At 35.9% G+C, this 19,399-nt stretch carries 12 protein-coding genes; 3 read left to right on the top strand and 9 right to left on the bottom strand.

Annotated elements, in window-relative coordinates; translation table 11 throughout:
- The 8 genes from LZ480_RS09170 to LZ480_RS09135 all read right to left on the bottom strand — a co-directional run bounded on the left by LZ480_RS09170 (position 1) and on the right by LZ480_RS09135 (position 11,625).
- Positions 1 to 492, bottom strand: a complete 492-nt coding sequence (locus LZ480_RS09170) for a DUF2975 domain-containing protein (protein WP_241369109.1) — start codon at positions 490 to 492, stop codon at positions 1 to 3.
- 183 nt (positions 493 to 675) lie between these two features.
- The gene (locus tag LZ480_RS09165; RefSeq protein ID WP_241369108.1) at positions 676 to 1,827 is read right to left on the bottom strand and encodes a sensor histidine kinase; all 1,152 of its coding nucleotides are present in this window, start codon (positions 1,825 to 1,827) and stop codon (positions 676 to 678) included.
- Positions 1,827 to 2,510, bottom strand: a complete 684-nt coding sequence (locus tag LZ480_RS09160) for a response regulator transcription factor (RefSeq protein ID WP_241369107.1) — start codon at positions 2,508 to 2,510, stop codon at positions 1,827 to 1,829. The genes LZ480_RS09165 and LZ480_RS09160 overlap by 1 nt, the downstream gene beginning before the upstream one ends.
- 248 nt (positions 2,511 to 2,758) lie before the next feature.
- Entirely contained in the window at positions 2,759 to 4,888 is a 2,130-nt protein-coding gene (locus tag LZ480_RS09155) for a 5'-nucleotidase C-terminal domain-containing protein (protein ID WP_241369106.1), read from the bottom strand.
- A gap of 185 nt (positions 4,889 to 5,073) precedes the next feature.
- Positions 5,074 to 7,767: an aconitate hydratase AcnA gene (gene acnA / locus LZ480_RS09150; RefSeq protein ID WP_241369105.1), complete on the bottom strand. Its 2,694-nt coding sequence runs from the start codon at positions 7,765 to 7,767 to the stop codon at positions 5,074 to 5,076.
- A 283-nt stretch (positions 7,768 to 8,050) separates the two neighbouring features.
- Complete coding sequence (locus LZ480_RS09145) at positions 8,051 to 8,887, bottom strand: DUF2785 domain-containing protein (protein ID WP_241369104.1); 837 nt, start codon at positions 8,885 to 8,887, stop codon at positions 8,051 to 8,053.
- A 76-nt stretch (positions 8,888 to 8,963) separates the two neighbouring features.
- Positions 8,964 to 10,457 (bottom strand): vWA domain-containing protein, encoded by a 1,494-nt coding sequence (locus tag LZ480_RS09140; protein ID WP_241369103.1) that lies wholly within the window; start codon positions 10,455 to 10,457, stop codon positions 8,964 to 8,966.
- A gap of 49 nt (positions 10,458 to 10,506) precedes the next feature.
- Positions 10,507 to 11,625 carry an AAA family ATPase gene (locus tag LZ480_RS09135; RefSeq protein ID WP_241369102.1) on the bottom strand — a complete coding sequence of 373 codons (1,119 nt, stop codon included), beginning with the start codon at positions 11,623 to 11,625 and terminating at the stop codon, positions 10,507 to 10,509.
- A 763-nt stretch (positions 11,626 to 12,388) separates the two neighbouring features.
- Here LZ480_RS09135 and LZ480_RS09130 point away from each other — a divergent pair.
- Entirely contained in the window at positions 12,389 to 14,323 is a 1,935-nt protein-coding gene (locus LZ480_RS09130; RefSeq protein WP_241369101.1) for a right-handed parallel beta-helix repeat-containing protein, read from the top strand.
- 209 nt (positions 14,324 to 14,532) lie between these two features.
- The gene (yfkAB, locus tag LZ480_RS09125; protein WP_305037319.1) at positions 14,533 to 15,663 is read left to right on the top strand and encodes a radical SAM/CxCxxxxC motif protein YfkAB; all 1,131 of its coding nucleotides are present in this window, start codon (positions 14,533 to 14,535) and stop codon (positions 15,661 to 15,663) included.
- 222 nt (positions 15,664 to 15,885) lie between these two features.
- Here yfkAB and LZ480_RS09120 read toward each other — a convergent pair whose 3' ends face one another.
- Positions 15,886 to 17,715, bottom strand: a complete 1,830-nt coding sequence (locus LZ480_RS09120) for a dynamin family protein (RefSeq protein ID WP_241369099.1) — start codon at positions 17,713 to 17,715, stop codon at positions 15,886 to 15,888.
- 240 nt (positions 17,716 to 17,955) lie between these two features.
- Between LZ480_RS09120 and LZ480_RS09115 the strand changes: the two genes are divergently transcribed.
- Positions 17,956 to 19,389, top strand: coding sequence for a SulP family inorganic anion transporter (locus LZ480_RS09115; RefSeq protein ID WP_241369098.1), 1,434 nt, complete (start codon positions 17,956 to 17,958; stop codon positions 19,387 to 19,389).
- The last annotated feature ends 10 nt before the right edge of the window (positions 19,390 to 19,399 follow it).

The raw sequence follows: 19,399 nt of genomic DNA, 5'->3' as shown, positions 1-19,399 counted from the left end.
TCAGACCGTTAAATCATTTTCTGTTTTTATAGCTATAGCATCTTTTAATAGCTTTTGAAGAACAGCAGCAAAAACTGCAATAGCCATCGATGCACCAACAATGACCAGTCCGATTAATAAAAGACCCGGTGCGTCATCCCACTCCGCTATGATATAGACCAATGGTAAACCTACCATATACAAGCCAGTAATTGTAATGGCACAGTTTTTGATTTTCTTTAGAGCTCGCACAGATAATTCCGAGAAAGCTTGGTTCTTGTCGATATAACTTAAAATTCCTAATGTCTGATACAACGCAAAATAAAACGGAATTGTCGATACATACATAATAGATAAAATGCCAAAAACTACATATGCCAGTTCTGATCCCTTTTTCGCTTCTTCAAATGCTACCATCGCTATCTGTGGCAACAAAAAGATACATAAAGCAAGTATAGGAATACCAATGAAAATTACTGCTACCTTTAAAAATAATGTTGAACCTCTTTTCATATAATAAACACCTCTTTTATCTATTTACAATTTGATTTTAGCAAATTAATTATCGATTATCAATAAAATTATATCGTATTTTTTTGTTTTTTTATTGTTATACATTTATCAATCCAAAAATAAAAAGCATTCCTCATTAAAAAGAAATGCCCTAAATTTAAAATATTCAGAGTGCTTAATAGTTCAATAAAAAATTTTGCTAAATATAAGTTCGAAACTTGTACCACCATTGTCATTATCCGTTACGACAATCATTCCTTTGTGCTTCATTACGATGCTATGCACAATGGATAGCCCTAATCCTACACCACCCGTTTCACGAGAGCGTGATGTATCAACACGGTAAAACGGCTCGAATACTACTTTTTTCAACTCATTTGGAATCCCAATACCCGTGTCATTGATTGTGACTATTATTTGCTTGTCATTTGATTTCACATGAATCATTACTTTACCACCGTCAACATTGTATTTAATTCCGTTTTCGACTATGTTATAAAATGCGCGATATAGTAAGTTTGGATTTCCGTAAATAACGCTTTCATCGCAATCCAAAAATAATTGAACCTCTTTTTCTTCTGCAATGTGAGAAAGCTCGGACACAATATCTTGTAAAACATCTTTTAGGCAATTCTTTTCATATTCAAAATCATCATTCATATTTGTCATCTCTAAAAGCGCAATGACCAACTCGGATAACCGTTTAATTTGTTTTTCAAAAACGGCAATGAGAGCACCATATTCATCAGTTGTATGAACGTTTTTCTTATTAAATACATCAACCTTTGTTTTTAATACAGCAAGTGGTGTTCGGAGTTCATGAGCTGCATTTGCCGTGAAACGACTTTGCATTAAAAAAGCTGCGTTTAACTTATCGGTCATTTCATTAAAAGACTGCGTTAGCTCAGCGATTTCGTCATTCGTTGGTGGAATGTCCATCGTTTCCGCTAAATTATGGACGGTTCTATTTTTTATTTGACGATTTAATAAATCCAGTGGTTTTAACACTTTACCGGATACGTAATATGTTAAAACACCTCCACAAACAATGATTAATAGTAAGTAAATGACGCTTTCAAGCTGAAATTCTGTTCTAGCTTGCTGTGCCTCAACAGATGGTGTAGTCATCATTGCAAAATTGGACGATGTTTGGATATTCTTATTTTCGTTACTTTCATAAGTATCTTGTGATGGTATCATTGCAACAGTATCAATTTTTGTTGCCATTATGCCAGCAGAATAATTTAATATAATTGTAAGCCCCACACAACAAATCGTTAATAATATTATCATTATCGCGGTAAGCCGGAGTCGAATAGGCATTTGTTTCAACATTAAGTATCACCATCATTTTTCGTAATAAAATAGCCTACACCGACTTTGGTGAGTATCGGGTCATTTTTTAATAACGCTTTTAGTTTTTTTCTTAATGTAGCGATATGAACGCGAATTACACCACTAAAACTATCGGCATTTTGATCCCAGACATGGGCTACTAATTCTTCTTGGCTTAGCACTCTTTCTTGATGAAGCAGGAAGTATTCCAACAATGCAAATTCTTTTTTAGTTAAGAGCAATTCATGTTCCCCTATAAATACGGAGCGTTTTGTTAAATCCATATTGATTTCCCCGCAAGACAATATGCTATTTTCCTGCACAAATTTCCGCCGTAATAAATTTCGTATTCTTGCTTCCAATTCTTCAAAGTCAAATGGTTTCGTTAAATAATCATTTGCCCCCATATCTAAGCCAAGCACTTTGTCATTTACACGACTCCTTGCACTTAAGATTAACACCTTTATTTCTTTATTTTCTTCTCTTATTTTTTCTAAAACTTTTAATCCGTCTAGTTGTGGAAGATTTAAGTCCAGAATTATTAAGTCATAATTTTCAACAAAAGCCAGTTCATAAGCCTCTTCTCCATTACTGCATGTATCCACTGCATAGCCTTCCATGCGAAGTCCTTCAGCGATTGCTTCCTGTAAATCTAACTCATCTTCAGCAACAAGAATCCTCATATTAAAAATCACCCCATTATCATTAGTTTAACTCAGACGATGTTAAATTGATGTTAAGAAACTAGAAGAAAATCTTTTTCCTAAATAAGTTTTGATGAACGGAATGCAACATTCGATTTATTTCTATCACCTATTTGTTTCATAAAGTTTAATACATCCAGCTTGAAATTTCACTGTATGTAGCCATAGAAAAAACCCAAAAGTTGGTTTTCACTCTAACTTTTGGGGTTTAGTACTTTGTTTCTCTATTATTTGGTAGCTGCTACGTCAACAATACGGCCTTGTAGCTCATATGGAATTTCTTTTAACGATAAAAACTGCTCTTTTAAGTTTTCCCAATCAGATAAACCTAAATCAGTAACACGACCTGCTGCATAAGCCTTTTTCAAATCAGCAAAACCGTCTCCACCTTTAGCAGTAAATGCGTTTGTTGCAATCGTATACGTTTGGTTATCTTGAATATCTACATAGCTATTAGTAGATTCATCAAAGTATTTCAATGAAACTACGCGTGAACCAACCTCTTTCGTAGAGTCATACTCAAATTTAGCTCCTGAAATGTGTAGGAAGCCACCGCTTTCTTTTGGTGTGTCTTTTACAGCATGCTCAAATGTCGCTCTTAACTCAGCACCTGTTACATCTGCTAATGCTAATGTGTTCCCGAATGGCAATACAGTAATCACTTCACCTGTTGTAATTGGACCTTCATCAATAGCTACACGAATTCCACCACCATTTTGCAATGCCATAACAACCTTTTTGGCTGTAGATTTTTTCGCCTTCGCTAACATACCGTCTGTGATAATATTACCTAGTGCGGTTTCACTATTACGAACACTCACTGTGCTTGTTTCAGAGCTACGTGGATTTGCTAATGCTTGTGTTAATGTAACACCAATCTCAGCGTTTTGTGTTGCATCTACTTTTTCTTTATACGGTGCAAGTAATTTCACACCCGCTGGATCTTCAGCTAGATCACCAACTTTAATTAACTGGCCTTTATGTTTCACAACAACGCCATTTTCATCAAATGCCACGTTTAACGTTCCTAAGTAATCCGAATATTGGTAGGCTTGAACGATTAATGTTGCATCCTTTTTCTCACCAACTGTATTTGTATCTACTACGACAGGCTTATCTAATTGTGTATGTGTGTGACCACCAACGATAATATCAATACCAGGTACTGATTTCGCTAACATTTGGTCATTATCATAAGCAACATTATCATCAAAGCCGATGTGAGTTAGCGCAATAATTTTGTTTACACCTTTATCTTCGAATGCTTTAACCGCTTTGTTTGCTTCTTCAATGTAATTTTCGAATGCAATACTACCTGGTGAAGCGATATCTTTCGTTTCAGCAGTAGTTAAACCGAAAATACCAACTTTTTCGCCGTTAATTTCTTTAACCATACCTGCATAAATTTTGCCGTTTTCTGGCTCACTTGATACTAAATCTGAGAACAAACCAGTAAATAAGGTATCTTTCGAGAAATCGGTATTTGCTGAAATGAATGGGAAATTCGCCGCTTTCACGAAATCTGCTAATGCTTTATGTCCCTCTGGAGAAGAGCCTAAATCAAATTCATGATTTCCGAATACCATCGCATCAAATTTCATGGCATTTAAAAACGGGATATCTGCTTGTCCTTCAAATTCATTGAAATATAATGTACCACTAAATGCGTCTCCGCCATGTAATAATAACGCATCTGGATTTTTTGTACGCTGCTCTTTTACCGCTGTCATTAATTTAGGGAAAACATCTACACGGCCATGTGTATCGTTTACATGCATCACTGATAATTTATAATATTTACTATCTTCTTCAACAATTTTTAATGCCGTTGTTAAAATACTAGCTAACTCACCGCGTGTAATATTTTTCTTTTCATCGTAGGTAACACTTGCAAGCTCAAATAATACCTCTGTGTCGATAGGATATGTAGTGCTAACTCTTTCAATAACTAATTTGATATGTCCATGAGTTAAGTTAGCTCCAGGGCGGAATGTTCCATCTTCATAGCCATTAATTACACCTAATGAAGTAAGTGCTACAATCGCTCCAAAATATGGGCTTGTCTGCTCAACATCTTTGAATTTCAGTTTATCTACATTTTCAGTAGTTAATTGGAAAGCACCTGCAATCATTTTTGCTGCTTGTCCACGTGTAACGGCTGCATCTGGTTTAAATGTACCATCACCAAAGCCATTGACAACACCAAGTGCTGCTAAAGCTGAAATTGCTTCCCCATATGGATGACTTGCTGGAACGTCATTAAACAATGTTTGCTCTGCTGAAACCCCTGTTACTCCGACTAAAACTGCAGTAGTAGCCGTCAATGCTGTTGCCGAATACATTTTTCGCTTTTTCATTTTATATACCTCCAGATAGGAAAATTATACTTACATTCTGTATATTATCTGAATATTAGTGATTTCGCTAGTTTATTTAGCAAATTTTAACATCGATTTAAAGAAAAGAAATAAATTGTAGAAATGCAAAAAGACAAAGCCAACCGAAATTGACTTTGTCTTGTAAAAGCTATTTAGCTAATGAATTATTGTGCAGCTTTCGCACGTAATACCATTTGTAAGATACCACCGTGACGGTAGTAGTCTACTTCTACTTCTGAGTCAAAACGAGCTAATGCTTTGAACTCAGTTACTTTACCTTCTGGAGAAGTTGCAGTAACTGTTAGGATATCACGTGGTTTAACATCATCAGTTAAGTTAACAGAGATTGTTTCGTCACCTTTTAATCCTAAAGTATCAGCTGATTCGCCAGCCATGTATTGTAATGGTAATACGCCCATCATTACTAAGTTAGAACGGTGAATACGCTCATAAGATTGTGCAATTACAGTTTTAACGCCTAATAAGAATGTACCTTTAGCAGCCCAGTCACGAGATGAACCCATACCGTAGTCGTTACCAGCTAATACTACTAAGCCAGTGCCTGCTTCTTGGTACTTCATGCATGCATCGTAAATGTACTCAACTTCACCTGTTGGCCAGTAAGTAGTGAAACCACCTTCTGTACCTGGAGCGATTTGGTTACGGATACGGATGTTAGCGAATGTACCACGCATCATAACTTCGTGGTTACCACGACGAGAACCGTAAGAGTTGAAGTCACGGATAGCTACGCCGTTTTCGATTAAGTACTTACCAGCTGGTGTATCTTTACCGATTGCCCCTGCAGGAGAGATATGGTCAGTAGTGATAGAGTCACCGAACTTAGCCATTACACGCATACCTTCTAAAGTTTGGATCGCACCTGGCTCTTTTGATAAACCAGTGAAGAATGGTGGGTTTTGGATGTAAGTTGATTTGTCATCGAAAGTATATAAGTTTTCAGTTGAAGTTTCGATTGCATTCCAAGCTTCGTTTGCTGTGAATACTGTTTCGTATTCTTTTTGGAATAATTCACGAGTTACAACTTTGTTTAATACTTCGTTAACTTCTTCAGTTGATGGCCAGATATCAGCGAAGAATACTTCTTTGCCTTCTGGAGTTACAGCGATAGCGTCTTTTTGTAAGTCGATATCTACAGTACCAGCTAATGCGTAAGCAACAACTAATGGTGGTGAAGCTAAGAAGTTAGCTTTTACTAATGGGTGTACACGGCCTTCGAAGTTACGGTTACCAGATAATACTGAAGTTACGAATAAATCGTTTGATTTGATCGCTTCTTCGATTTCTGGTAATAACGGACCTGAGTTACCGATACATGTTGTACAACCGTAACCAACAGTGTTGAATCCGATTGCGTCGAAGTATTCTTGTAAACCAGAATCTTCTAAGTAACCAGTTACTACTTTAGAACCTGGTGCTAAAGAAGTTTTAACCCATTTCGCAGGTTTAATACCTAACTCAACAGCTTTTTTAGCAACTAAACCAGCAGCTAATAAAACGTATGGGTTAGAAGTATTTGTACAAGAAGTGATTGCAGCGATTGCTACAGCACCAGCTGGAATTTCAACAGCACCTTCTGCAAAGTTAGCAGTAGAAGTTTTGTCATATTCAGCTTCAGTTAAACCAAAACCTTGAGTACCTTGAGGAGCTACTACAGAAGAACGGTAAACTGATTTCATTTCAGTTAAAGGAATTAAATCTTGTGGACGTTTTGGACCAGAAAGGTTCGCTTCGATATCCGCAAGGTTGATTTCTAATACGTCAGTGTATACTGGCTCTAATGTTGGATCGAACCACATACCGTTAGCTTTTAAGTAAGCTTCAACAACAGCGATGTGCTCTTCATCACGACCAGTTAAACGCATGTAGTTTACTGATTCTTCGTCAATTGCGAAGAAACCACAAGTAGCACCGTATTCTGGAGCCATGTTTGAAATTGTAGCACGGTCAGCTAATGGTAAACCTGGTACACCAGGACCGAAGAACTCTACAAATTTGTTTACTACGCCGCGTTGACGTAATACTTGAGTTACTTTTAATGCTAAGTCAGTAGCTGTAGTACCGTTTGGTAATTCGCCTACTAATTTAACACCGATAACATCAGGAATTGGGAAGTAAGATGGTTGACCTAACATACCAGCTTCAGCTTCGATACCACCTACACCCCAACCTAGAACACCGATACCGTTGATCATAGTTGTGTGAGAGTCCGTACCTACTACTGAATCAGGGAATGCTACTAAACCTTCTTCTGTTTCGTTAACGTGAACGATTGGAGCTAAGTACTCTAAGTTAACTTGGTGTACGATACCAGTTGCTGGTGGTACAGCGCGGAAGTTATCATAAGCAGTTTGAGCCCATTTTAAGAAGTTATAACGCTCAGCGTTACGCTCGAACTCTAAGTCCATGTTAGCTTGTAATGCAGCTGCATTACCGTATTTGTCAACTTGTACTGAGTGGTCGATTACTAGGTCAACTGGAATAGCAGGGTTGATCTTAGCTGGGTCTCCACCCATTTCTTTCATTGCAGAACGTAATGAAGCTAAGTCAACTACTACTGGTACACCAGTGAAGTCTTGTAATACAACGCGAGAAGGCTTGAATGGAACTTCAGCTTCTTTGTTGTGTGAACCGAATTTTGCTAATTCGTTTACATGCTCTTCTTTAATTACATAGTTGTCATATTGACGTAATACCGATTCTAATAATACTTTGATTGAGTAAGGTAGGCGTGATACGTTTGCGATACCAGCTTCTTCAATAGCAGCTAAACGGTAGTAGCCATAAGACTTACCATTTACTTCAAATGAAGCGCGGCTGTTGTGTAAGTTTGCCATTGTGTGTTCCCCCTAGTTTTTCATTAATTGAAAAGTTTGTAATGCTCTTTTCTCCAACACTTATAATAACTTAACTCTATACATAAGTAAATTGCATTATTATTATCCTTTACGATAAGTTTTATTTATGACCTATCGGAAATACACATTTATTCTACAATATTATTTAGAAATTATGCGCATTTATTTGGATTTTCATTTACCAGATTTGACAATTAGTATTTCACAAAAATAATTATCAGCTTGAATCTCACCTAACAAACTGATGTAAGCGTAAATTAATCTAATTTAATTTAATCCAGCGTTGAATAAAGATGGATACAATCCCACGTAATTTGTCATTTCGATTCGCAAATTTTAAATAGAAGTAAAGTGTTTTTGCAATGTTTAATTGGTTAGTACGTGCTTTAAACCAAATCGCATCATAACCTTGCTCATACGCAACCATTTGCAAGCGATCAAACAATTGTTCAATCCACTCAATGAATAGCTCCTCATCTATACCTTTTGATAATAACGCTTCAATAATATTGCAGAAACGTTCTTCTTCATCATCTTGGAATACATATCCTTTCCAAATGTTCGTGCGAATTGCTTGTAATATTTGCGCAGTATGACGAATTTGAAATTTTGGATGCTGAATGATAGCGCACAATAATTCACTACAGTTTGCAATACTATGTGCCCAGCCATGCTCCGCACTAACAAAACTGCGCAAATCTTGCTCTTTTGCCAAAAGTGAAATCGCATTGTGTGTTATCAATTCAAATTGTTCATCTGTTAAATACTGTAATTGACGGTCAGCATTCACAATTGCAGCTAAAAATAACGCTGCATAAGAACGCAAAAATACACTGTTCGTTTGCTTTTCTCCAATATTAAAAACTAACCCCTTAATAGAGGAAAGTTCGTCAACAAAGTCATGAATCGTTGTTTTAGATAATACATTTTCTGATAATAATTGAATAAATAAACGATAATTCAATTGATCACGTAAATTAGCTTGATCATGTCCTACGTTTTGTAATACATGCTTCATAACTAATGGATGTTTTTCAATATACTGTTTACGTGCTTCCATCGATAGCTCAAAAATTTGATAATATTCTTCTGCGTACAAAAAAACCCCCCCTATATCTTTCACCTATTCCATTGTAAGAGACAATAGGCTGTTTGACTAGAAAGAATCCATTTCACTATAAAACGAATACATCTCCTGCATCGAATAATTCATTTACTTCAATGACACGATCCGAAAATTTATTGACCACATTGACATCAACCGTATTAAATAAATTTGTTAAAATGACAGCTGTGCATTCAAATTGTTTTTTCTTTTTAGTCGCATTAAATTCGTCAATAAAGCGTGTCGATAAAAAACTCGAGCCATCTGTAACGAATAATATATCCGCATCATTAAACTCGCTTTGCAATAAAATGTTAAGTGACTCTTGTAATGGCTGCTCATAATTTGTTCCACCTCCTAAAAAACTATTACTAAATGTAAGTAAGTCTTGTGTAGTTGCTTGTCCTTTACGAAAAACTTGAATTTCCCCAACAGTACTAGCAAATGGAATAATAGCAATATCACGTTTTTGTTTTTTAGCAATTGTAAGAAGCGCAATACAAAATGCCTTACTATGCTCTTTAATCGAAGTCATGGAGCTACTTTCATCCATGCAAATAATAATTGGTCCTTTTCCTTTACGATCCTTGCCTTTTGTTTCAAAAACAAGCGTTTGTGACTCACTAAAACGACGTAAAAAATCCTTCTTACTATGGTCCATGACGTAATTCGCTAACTCTGTTGGTAAAAGTCTCGAAACTTCTTGTCCAATAGAAATATTTTTACGTTCCATCGTATGCTTGTGTTTTGTTTTTTGTTTTTTCAACGCAATATGCTTAAAACGACCTACTAAATCCGCTACCCTTTGTAATTCCTTATGTGCGCTAATCTTTTCTGCTAGTGCAAATTGGTCAATTAACGGTACATGAGCAATTTTTTTATCATCCATCGTCCCTACCGTTACAATGGCCTTTTTTGTATTATGGATTTTTTTCTTATTTTGTTGAATGATTTTACCGAGGGACTGTTCACTGATGTGCTTTATTTGTTTCTTTAATTGCTGCTGTGAAGTAGTAATTTCATGATTGGCATTTTTTAAGCGCTCTTCATAAATGTACTTTTGGCGTTTGTATGCTTCCTTCATCAGATCAGTCGTAGATTCCTGTATTTTTTGATCTAGTTCTCCGATCCGCTTTTTAGCATATTCTTTGATACGCTCTGCCAATTTTTGTTTTTGCTCATTTTGCTTCATTTGTTGAGAATCTTTAATCGCTTTAATTAATTGGTCGGCCATACTAATCGCGGTCAGCACACTAAGTAGCTCATCTCCTTTTGTTAGCTGATGCCATTGAATGTATTCATCATTTTTCAACAAATTAAAAATGAAATCATATTGCATTTCATTAATTTGCCATGCTGTTTCCTGAAGTATTGGTCCTTTGTTGAAAAATGCATACCACGTATCCCCGATGATATTTGTGAAGCCAGTGAGTATTTTTTCTCCTTCCATACAGCTATCGCGCAAAAGCTTGGCCATTTTTAATAGCTCATTAAAGCGCGCTTTTTGCAAATTGCTTATATTAAAAATTGATTGGTTATACAAAACAGAACTATTTTTCTCCAACCTATCCCCACCTAATATGAAATGCATATTGCCTTAGTGTTACAAACTGTTAAAAACCGATGACATCCGACGTCATTTGTAATAAGCGCTTGTGAATATCCGTCTTTAAATGTTGTAACTCTGGACGATTTGGTATTTGTCGGTTCATATTTTCTACTTCAATGTATAACGTTTTACCTTGCATTAATAAATGGCTAAGCTGTGTACGAGCATGGGGCGTTTTAAGAAGCATCGTATTTTGAGCTGTCATTAAAATTGTTTCAAATTCTGTCGTAGTTCGATGAATAAACGCATCGACTGTATCAAATGCCGTTTCGTTAATAATTTCTTGCGTCGCATTTTTTTGATCAATGGTTTCCCATAAAATATTGGCCATAATAAATAAATCTGCGTGTATTACTTCTGAGCGACCTGATAAATATGCTTTTGCGCGTAAAATTGAAAGCGATTGCTTGAAACGACGATCAGATGGACGAATTCCTACATCTTGAAGTGCCTGACGAATTTTCGCGATTGCTTGATAAATCGTATCGGATATTGTGATGTTAGCAACACGGGTTTGATGTTCACACAGTTCTTGCATTGTCATTTTCGGAATATGACTAGGATTTTGGTCTTTTAACATCGCAATGAATGTATCTTGTTCACGAATATAGTTCACTTCATAGCGCAGTAAAAATCGGTCAAATAATGCTTCTAGACCTTCCCCCTCTTCAATATATTCATTAGAAGAACCGACAATTGTCATCAGCGGCGCAGGAATGGGTACGCCGTTATTATAGTAGATGCGCTCATTAATTAATGTTAATAATGAGTTTAAAATTGCTGAATTGGCTTTGAAAATTTCATCGATAAAGGCAAAATGTGCTTCCGGTAGCATGTTCGAGACATTACGTTTATATACTCCTTGCTCTAAATCTTTTAATGACAATACCCCAAATAATTCTTCTGGTGTACTAAATGGTGTCAACAAATGCTGAAAGTAGCGACTCTCCTCAACAATCTCTCCAAGCATTGATGACAGCACACTTTTCCCTGTTCCAGCAGGTCCAATAAATAATAGATGTTGTTTAGAAAGTAGTGCGGTAAGTAACGCTTCAATCTCTTCTTCACGGTCATAAAAACGTTCATTTAATTTTTGTTGAATATTTTGTAATTGCTTAGACAATAGTGCACTCTCCTTTCAATCAACTTCTTATTAGAATTCGCAAATAGTTACTTATAATGAGCATTTAACAATACAAAATTTAGAATCAAGTGCATTTATCTAATAAAATCCGTTCTGCTACGTTACGGGGGACGCTTTTCTGGGGGCGTGGCTACAACTAACTCATTTGTGCCTCTTACGGTGGCGCAAATGAGTGGATTTTCCGCGCACGCTTGATCCCCTAGAAGTCGCCCTCTTCACTTCGCGCCACTCTACTATCAAGTTAAAATTCGTTTATACTATAAAGGTTTTAATAAAACGTGCTGTATTAAGCTTTGTTTATTAAAATAAAGTCTACATTAATCTAAGAATGGTTTTGTTTTTGACGCAATCTAAAGTAGCTAATTTTTACAAAGCAACTACTATCTTTAATGCCGCATGCAAGGCCCGCCAAATTAAAATTCACGTAACCCGTGGCCATAATTCTGTCATGCGACTGTCGTTTCGCTTTCGTCGCAGAAGTTAAAACCAATCTAGACGGCGATTGGTTTTAGCTTTGCCGTAGCCTGCCAAAAATAAGGAACACTGCACTTCATTCATACTTTTACTCCCCCTACTTGTGAGTATACCTCCAATCAAATAATCCGAATCATTAGGTAGCCCACTTTACATATCTAAAGTATTACTATTCACAATAATGTTTTGTTAGTTTTTTTAATATTATTGATTAACTTTGGTATTTTCCACAACCCTATAACATATAGCATGTTTAAGGGGGGGTAATATGCCGATAATTAAAGTGTCTACCTCTGTTTTTTCTATGATTAAAACAGTCGAACGCGCCGTACAAAAAGCAAATTATGGCGATGAAATTTTAGTGGCAGCCGGTAAATATAAGGAATCCATAACAATACAGAAAGATGTCACGATTACCGCAAAGGTAGCAGAGCATGTATTAATTGAAGGTATTGTGATTGTTCCCAAAACAAAACATTTAACGTTAGAAAATATCACCCTTCATCCCACTACACAAATCTATGTCGAAGGCTCCATTACATTAACAAATTGCGTGCTAAATGGCTCACTGTCAAATGTATTGCTTTCATTAAACGGTGGTAAAGCTCATGCAGAAAAATGCAATTTTATCGGGGCGATAGATGTGGCAGTTGTATTGCTTAATAAAAGTTATGCCACATTGGACAATTGCTATTTCGAAAGCAACGAAAAGACACATTTATTAATCGATAATTCTTCAATTGAATTAAAAAATTGTGAATTATTAAAAGCAAACCATGCCATTTGGTTAAAAAATGCTTCCGATGCACAACTAGATAATGTCAAAATGCATCATCATACTGGCACACAACTGATTATCCAAGCCGCCTCTACCCTTCATATGCAAGGCTGTGGAATTGAACATGGTGAAGGTAATGGTATATATGCATCAGAGCAATCAAAAATTCTAATTAATAATACCGTTATGCAGCATCACGCCTTACCACAGCTATGGATTCAAAATAGTGAGCTACAATTATCAAATAGTATAATCCAATACGGCAACGAATCTGGTGTCATGTTGCGTGAAGGTGCAGAAGCAACCATTACAAATACATCTTTTTCCTTTCATAAAATTGCAAACGTTCAGCTAACATTGGCCTCTCTATTAAATATGACTAGTTGCCAAATTTATAGCTGTCAAGGTGTGGGCATGCAATTAAAAGATAAATCGATTGCTAACTTTAGCGAAACCATATTTGCAGATAATGAATTATCACAATTATTTTTATCGGAGCAATCGATTTGTACATTGAAAGACACAACAATCAAGGACGGCAAACAAGTGGGAATATTTGTAGAAAAAAGTTCTTCTTGCTCAGTAGTTACGAGCACCATTAACAATCAAGAAAATACCGCCATAATCGTGATTGATGCTGAAATTTTCATTTTGGATTCAATAATTCAGCAAAATAAAGGGAATGGCATTTTATCAGTCAAAGGTGCTAATACTACAATTGAAGGATGCAATTTTAGCAACAACGAAATGCCCCATATTGCGGGTAAGGAGCATGCCAATGTGTCGATTTCACACAGTGAATTATTCGGTGGTAAGGGGATTTTTATGGTGGATAGATGTCAATTGGATGTCTCTGAAACGACCATTAAAGATGGTACAGGCGTACAGGTTGAAATTGTCGGACAAACAAAAGCGTGTATTTTTAAATCACGTATAAGTGGTGGTGATAGTAACGGCATCAAAGTAATGAAGGATGCAACGATGCATATTATCGAAAGCCAAATAACGACACATAAATTGCCACAAATCATCGTTAATGATAGCTCGGTTATTTTCAAAAATAGTGAATTATTGCAAGGAGAACGGAACGGCTTTATTATCGAAAATCACGCAGAAGCATTTATTCAAGATTCTTTTATATCAAATCACATGTACCCGCAAATATGGATTGATTTGGATTCGGCTGTCGAGCTATCGGCTACACAGCTAACAGAAGGTCATGAATCAGATATTTATGTACAAAACAACTCAACACTTCATGCAAATAATTGTATTATTCAAAATGATAAGTATAACTTTAACGTACAAGCGGTCAATCATTCGAAAATCGACTTAGTTCATACGACGGTTGAAAACTCCATTGGTAATAAATTTTACAGTGAAAACAATAGCCAAATTACACATACATTAGATGAATTAAATTAATTGGAATCTTTTAATACCACAATTGAAAATATTATAAAAACCTACAACATTTCTTTCTGTTTCAATGTTGTAGGTTTTTTAGTTTGCGACTTCATTTAACTTCTCATCCATACACTATGACAAAATTTCTATTAAAATATGTGTTATACATTTGCTTTCATTGTAATTTATGAGACAATAAATCGTTAGAAAGGAAGTAATTGATTAAAATGACGACGTTAAAAGAAATTACACCAAGTTACGATCCATGGGAAGCTTACTTAGATATTGAAAAGCATGGGGGCTTAACATTATCCAATATCGAATTTACTACCACAACATTATGTAATATGCGCTGCGCTCACTGTGCTGTCGGCTATACATTACAAACAAAAGACCCCGACGCATTACCAATCGAATTAATTTTACAGAGATTAGATGAAATACCACACTTAAAAACAATCTCAATAACTGGGGGTGAACCGATGATGAGTCGCAAATCGGTTCGTGAATATGTATTGCCCTTATTAAAATATGCCCATGAACGAGGCGTTCGAACGCAAATGAACTCGAATTTAACAATCGACGGTGAACGCTACCTTGAAATCGCACCTTATTTAGATGTACTCCATATTTCTCATAACTGGGGCACGATTGAAGAATTTGTCGAAACAGGATTTGCAATGATGGAACGAAAACCAACATTTGACCAACGTGCCGCGCTTTTCCAACGCATGATTGACAACTCGCGTATGCTTGCGGAAAACGGTGTCATGGTATCAGCCGAAACAATGTTAAATAAAAAAACATTGCCCTACTTAGAGCATATTCACCACCAAATTGTCAATGAAATGAAATGCGCTCGTCATGAGGTACACCCAATGTACCCTTCAGATTTTGCTAGTGCGCTAACATCTCTTTCATTAGAAGAAACACGTAACGCGATTAACCATTTACTTGACATTCGTGATGAAAATACATGGATGCTTTTCGGTACTTTACCGTTCTATCCTTGCATTCCTTCTGAAAAAGACCAGCAATTATTATCACGCTTACGTGAAGAGAAAAAAGTAACAATGCGTAATGATCCAGATGGCCGTTCACGCTTGAATGTTAATATCTTTACTGGTGATGTCATTGTAACGGATTTCGGCGATACACCTGCGTTAGGAAATATAAAAACCGATTCATTACCTGATGTTTTTAACAAATGGATGGACACAGACTTAGCAAAAAGCTTAAACTGTCATTGCTCTGCTGTAAAATGCCTTGGTCCAAATGTATTAGTAAAAAATATGTACTATGAAGACCAACAATTTGTTAGCGATTCAGTAAAAGAAGTTCAAATTGTATCAAAATAACTGTCTTTCCAATCCATAAAAATAAATGAAGAGCGGAACAAGGGCTAATTTGCACCTGTTCCGCTCTTTTTTTCACGCATTAAAGGACAGTAAGACGCCCACTTCAAACTGGCTAGTGTCAGGAGACAGTTAAGCAGGCGATCCACTGTTCCTAAAGCCCGATTGGCGAAAGCTAATACTCGGTGAGGGATGAGGAAAACCCCCATCGAGCAAAGTTTCACTTTATTGTTCAATCACGTTTGGTAATTCAGGAATTTCAGAGAGAATATCTGCTTCCGTTAAGCTAAGCCCGATTAATTTGAATTTCGCATCAAAATCCATTTGTGTCAATAGATCATCTGTATCGGCAATATTTAAACGTTTATACAGCGCCTGATGTGTCAGATCAGTCGCACAAATACATTCAATCGTATTACGAATATGCGTTTTTTCTTGTTCAGAAATTGGCAACTGTTGCTCAATTAAATATGGAAAAATTGCATCCATTAAAAAACTTTGCGCTTCTATAATACAATTAAACTCCGTTAATTTATCAGCATAGGATTTTAAATATGTACGTTCACGTTTACGCTGAATATTTAAGTCGCTTACTTGCACTTGAATAATTGAAAGACGTTTCTTTGCAAGCTCATTTAAACGATTTTGAATTACATATAAATTTTTACGTACGAATTCCTCATAATTACCGATAAGCTCTAACTTTTCAGTAAGCTGTGATTGGATTTTGTTTAATGAGTTGATTCGTTCTAAAAAAATTCCTTGTGCTTCTTCTTGTGGAATTGGGAAAGCTAAGTTTTGATGTGTTTGCTTTTTATATTGTTTTTCTAAGCGTGCATATTCCATCGTATAATCCACATGCAGCTTGCGATAATCGCGGACATTCTTTTGATATAATACAGCGATTTCTTCATATTTCTCTACTAATGGATCACGTAAATACAAATCACTTGCTAATTTTTGTAGCAATTGATAGAGAGTTTGGACGCCTTTAAATACGTTACTAACACTTGCGTATTCTTCTTCATACGCTGAAATCAATGCAAGGTCTCGTTGTTTACGTGTAAATTCTAAGTCAAAATCTGAGCTATATTGCTCCACATTCGCAAAAGCCGAAACATATGGTTCACGGAACGGAATTAATTCTACCTCTTTACGAAAACGCTCTAACCAATTAATAAATAGCTCTACAACATGGCGTGTTTTCTTTTGTTGATTGTTCGCTAAGTTTTGAATTAATTGCGTAAGCTGTGTAATCCGTGAATCAATTAATAATTGGGAGTTATTCGTTTTACGGCTTTGTAAGGCATTTAACGCCGAAACAGCAACACTATGACCTATATATTCACCGTACACATTATTCTCTTTTTCAATAAAACTTTCTACTTTATTATCTAATTGATCAATCCCATTAATTACTAGATTTGCAGTAATACCTAATGTATTTAGCTTTTTAATAAAATTCACTTCATCTTCTGTTGCTGAAGAACCAGCACGCAGCACGAAAAACACTTCATCCACACGTTGTAATAAACTTTGCGAGAAATATGCGGTATTATTTGCTCCTACTTCAAGTCCAATTGAGTCTATAATTGTCACATCTTTCAATAAATCATGTTTAATATAGATTTCTAGGTAATCAATATGCTCGCGAATAATTTCAGCACATTCGTTTGTAGAAACCGTTAATAAATTTAACTTCGAGATATCAAAAGTTGCAACCATCCCATCTAAAAATATTGCTTTAATACATTCCTGCTCACCATATTTGATAAAAGTATTCACATGAGTTGGTTCGTTTTTACTATCTTCTAATAAACTTCTACCTAATAGACTATTGATTAGTGTTGTTTTACCTACGCGCTCTTTTCCTAAAAACAACATTATTGATTGGCTACTAGCATCTTCAATAATACGGTTTAGTCTATTTGTCATATCTTTTACATATGTATTTTGCGACAAAATTACATGGAGCGGCTTTAAGCGTTCGATAAATTGTTGTAATGTCGTTTGATTATCAATTGAGTTTTGTAGTGTAAATAATTGTTCTGTCATCCGCTTAAACTCCTTTATTTAAATAATAATTTAATTATACGCATAGATAATTTTCCTTGAATATTATTTTTTGGAAAAATTAATCAAATTGATTCGTGGTACTCAATTATTTTTGTAATAATTAGGAGTTTACTCACATTTTTAATAATCATGATTATAATTTTATGTTTAAAATTTTCACTATAAGATTATTTGACAGCCATGTTACCATTAGGAAAGATTTATTTAAGGAGACTTTTTATGGACACATTTCGCGAGCAATGGTTTAGAAATATACGTGCCGATATACTAGCTGGTTTAGTTGTCGCACTTGCACTTATTCCCGAAGCCATTGCTTTTTCTATTCTAGCTGGTGTTGATCCAATGGTAGGACTTTATGCGTCGTTTGTTATTGCGGTGACGGTAAGTTTTGTTGGTGGGCGTCCAGCTATGATTTCTGCTGCTACTGGGGCAATGGCGATTGTTATTGTAACATTAGTAAAGGATTACGGGCTGCACTATTTATTAGCAGCTACGATTTTAACTGGTATTATTCAAATTATATTCGGAATGCTGAAAATCGCCCGTCTTATGAAGTTCATTCCAAATGCGGTCATGATAGGCTTTGTGAACTCTTTAGCCATTTTAGTTTTCATCGCACAGATGCCACACTTTATTGGTGGTGACTTGTACACCTGGGTGTTTTTATTGACAACAATCGCATTAATCTATGGAATTCCATATCTTATTAAAGGGATTCCTGCCCCACTTATCGCGGTTGTAATTTTATCGGTTGTTGCATTCTATTCAGGTGTAACATTAAATACAGTTGGTGACATGGGTTCGATTTCGCAGTCATTACCGTCATTTTTCGTTCCAAATATTCCATTTACATTTGATACATTGATGATTATTTTACCGTATTCATTGGCTTTGGCCATTGTTGGATTGGTTGAATCGCTTTTAACTGCAGCAATTTTGGATGACATGACATCAAGTGAAAGTGATAAAAATAAGGAAGCACGTGGTCAAGGGATTGCCAATGTGATTAATGGTTTCTTCGGTGGTATGGCAGGGTGTGCGATGATTGGTCAATCGATTATCAACGTTAAAAGTGGCGCACGTGGTCGTTTATCGACATTTGTTGCGGGTGCATTTTTGATGTTTTTAATTTTAGTACTAGGAGACTATGTCGTACAAATCCCGATGCCAGTGTTAGCTGGTGTCATGGTTGTTGTATGTATCACACAGTTTGATTGGCAATCGTTTAAATATGCAGTAACCGCACCGAAAAAGGATGTCTTTGTCATGCTACTCACAATTGCCGTTGTCCTATATACACATAACTTAGCATTAGGTGTTGTTGCCGGTATCATTGTTAGTGCGCTATTCTTTGTCAATGAAATCTCACGTGTGAATATCTCGCACAATGGTTCAATCTACTATGTAAGTGGTCAATTGTTCTTTGCCTCTACGGAAAGCTTTATTAACTATTTTAAAACGCAAATGATTACAGATTCTCACATTATGATTGATTTTACGAATTGTAAAGTATGGGATGATTCTGCGATTGGTGCATTAATGAAGGTAAAAGAGCAACTGAAAGAGAAAGGGATTACTATAAACTACCAGAAAATTGACGAAACTGGTAAGCAATTAGTAAAGAAATTAACTGGTACAACATTGTTTGATTAGGGGGAAACAT

The sequence above is a fragment of the Solibacillus palustris genome, from assembly GCF_022549215.1.
Lineage (GTDB): Bacteria > Bacillota > Bacilli > Bacillales_A > Planococcaceae > Solibacillus > Solibacillus daqui.
The sequence above is the reverse complement of the archived record's forward strand: the minus strand, read 5'-3'. Positions and strand labels throughout refer to the sequence as shown.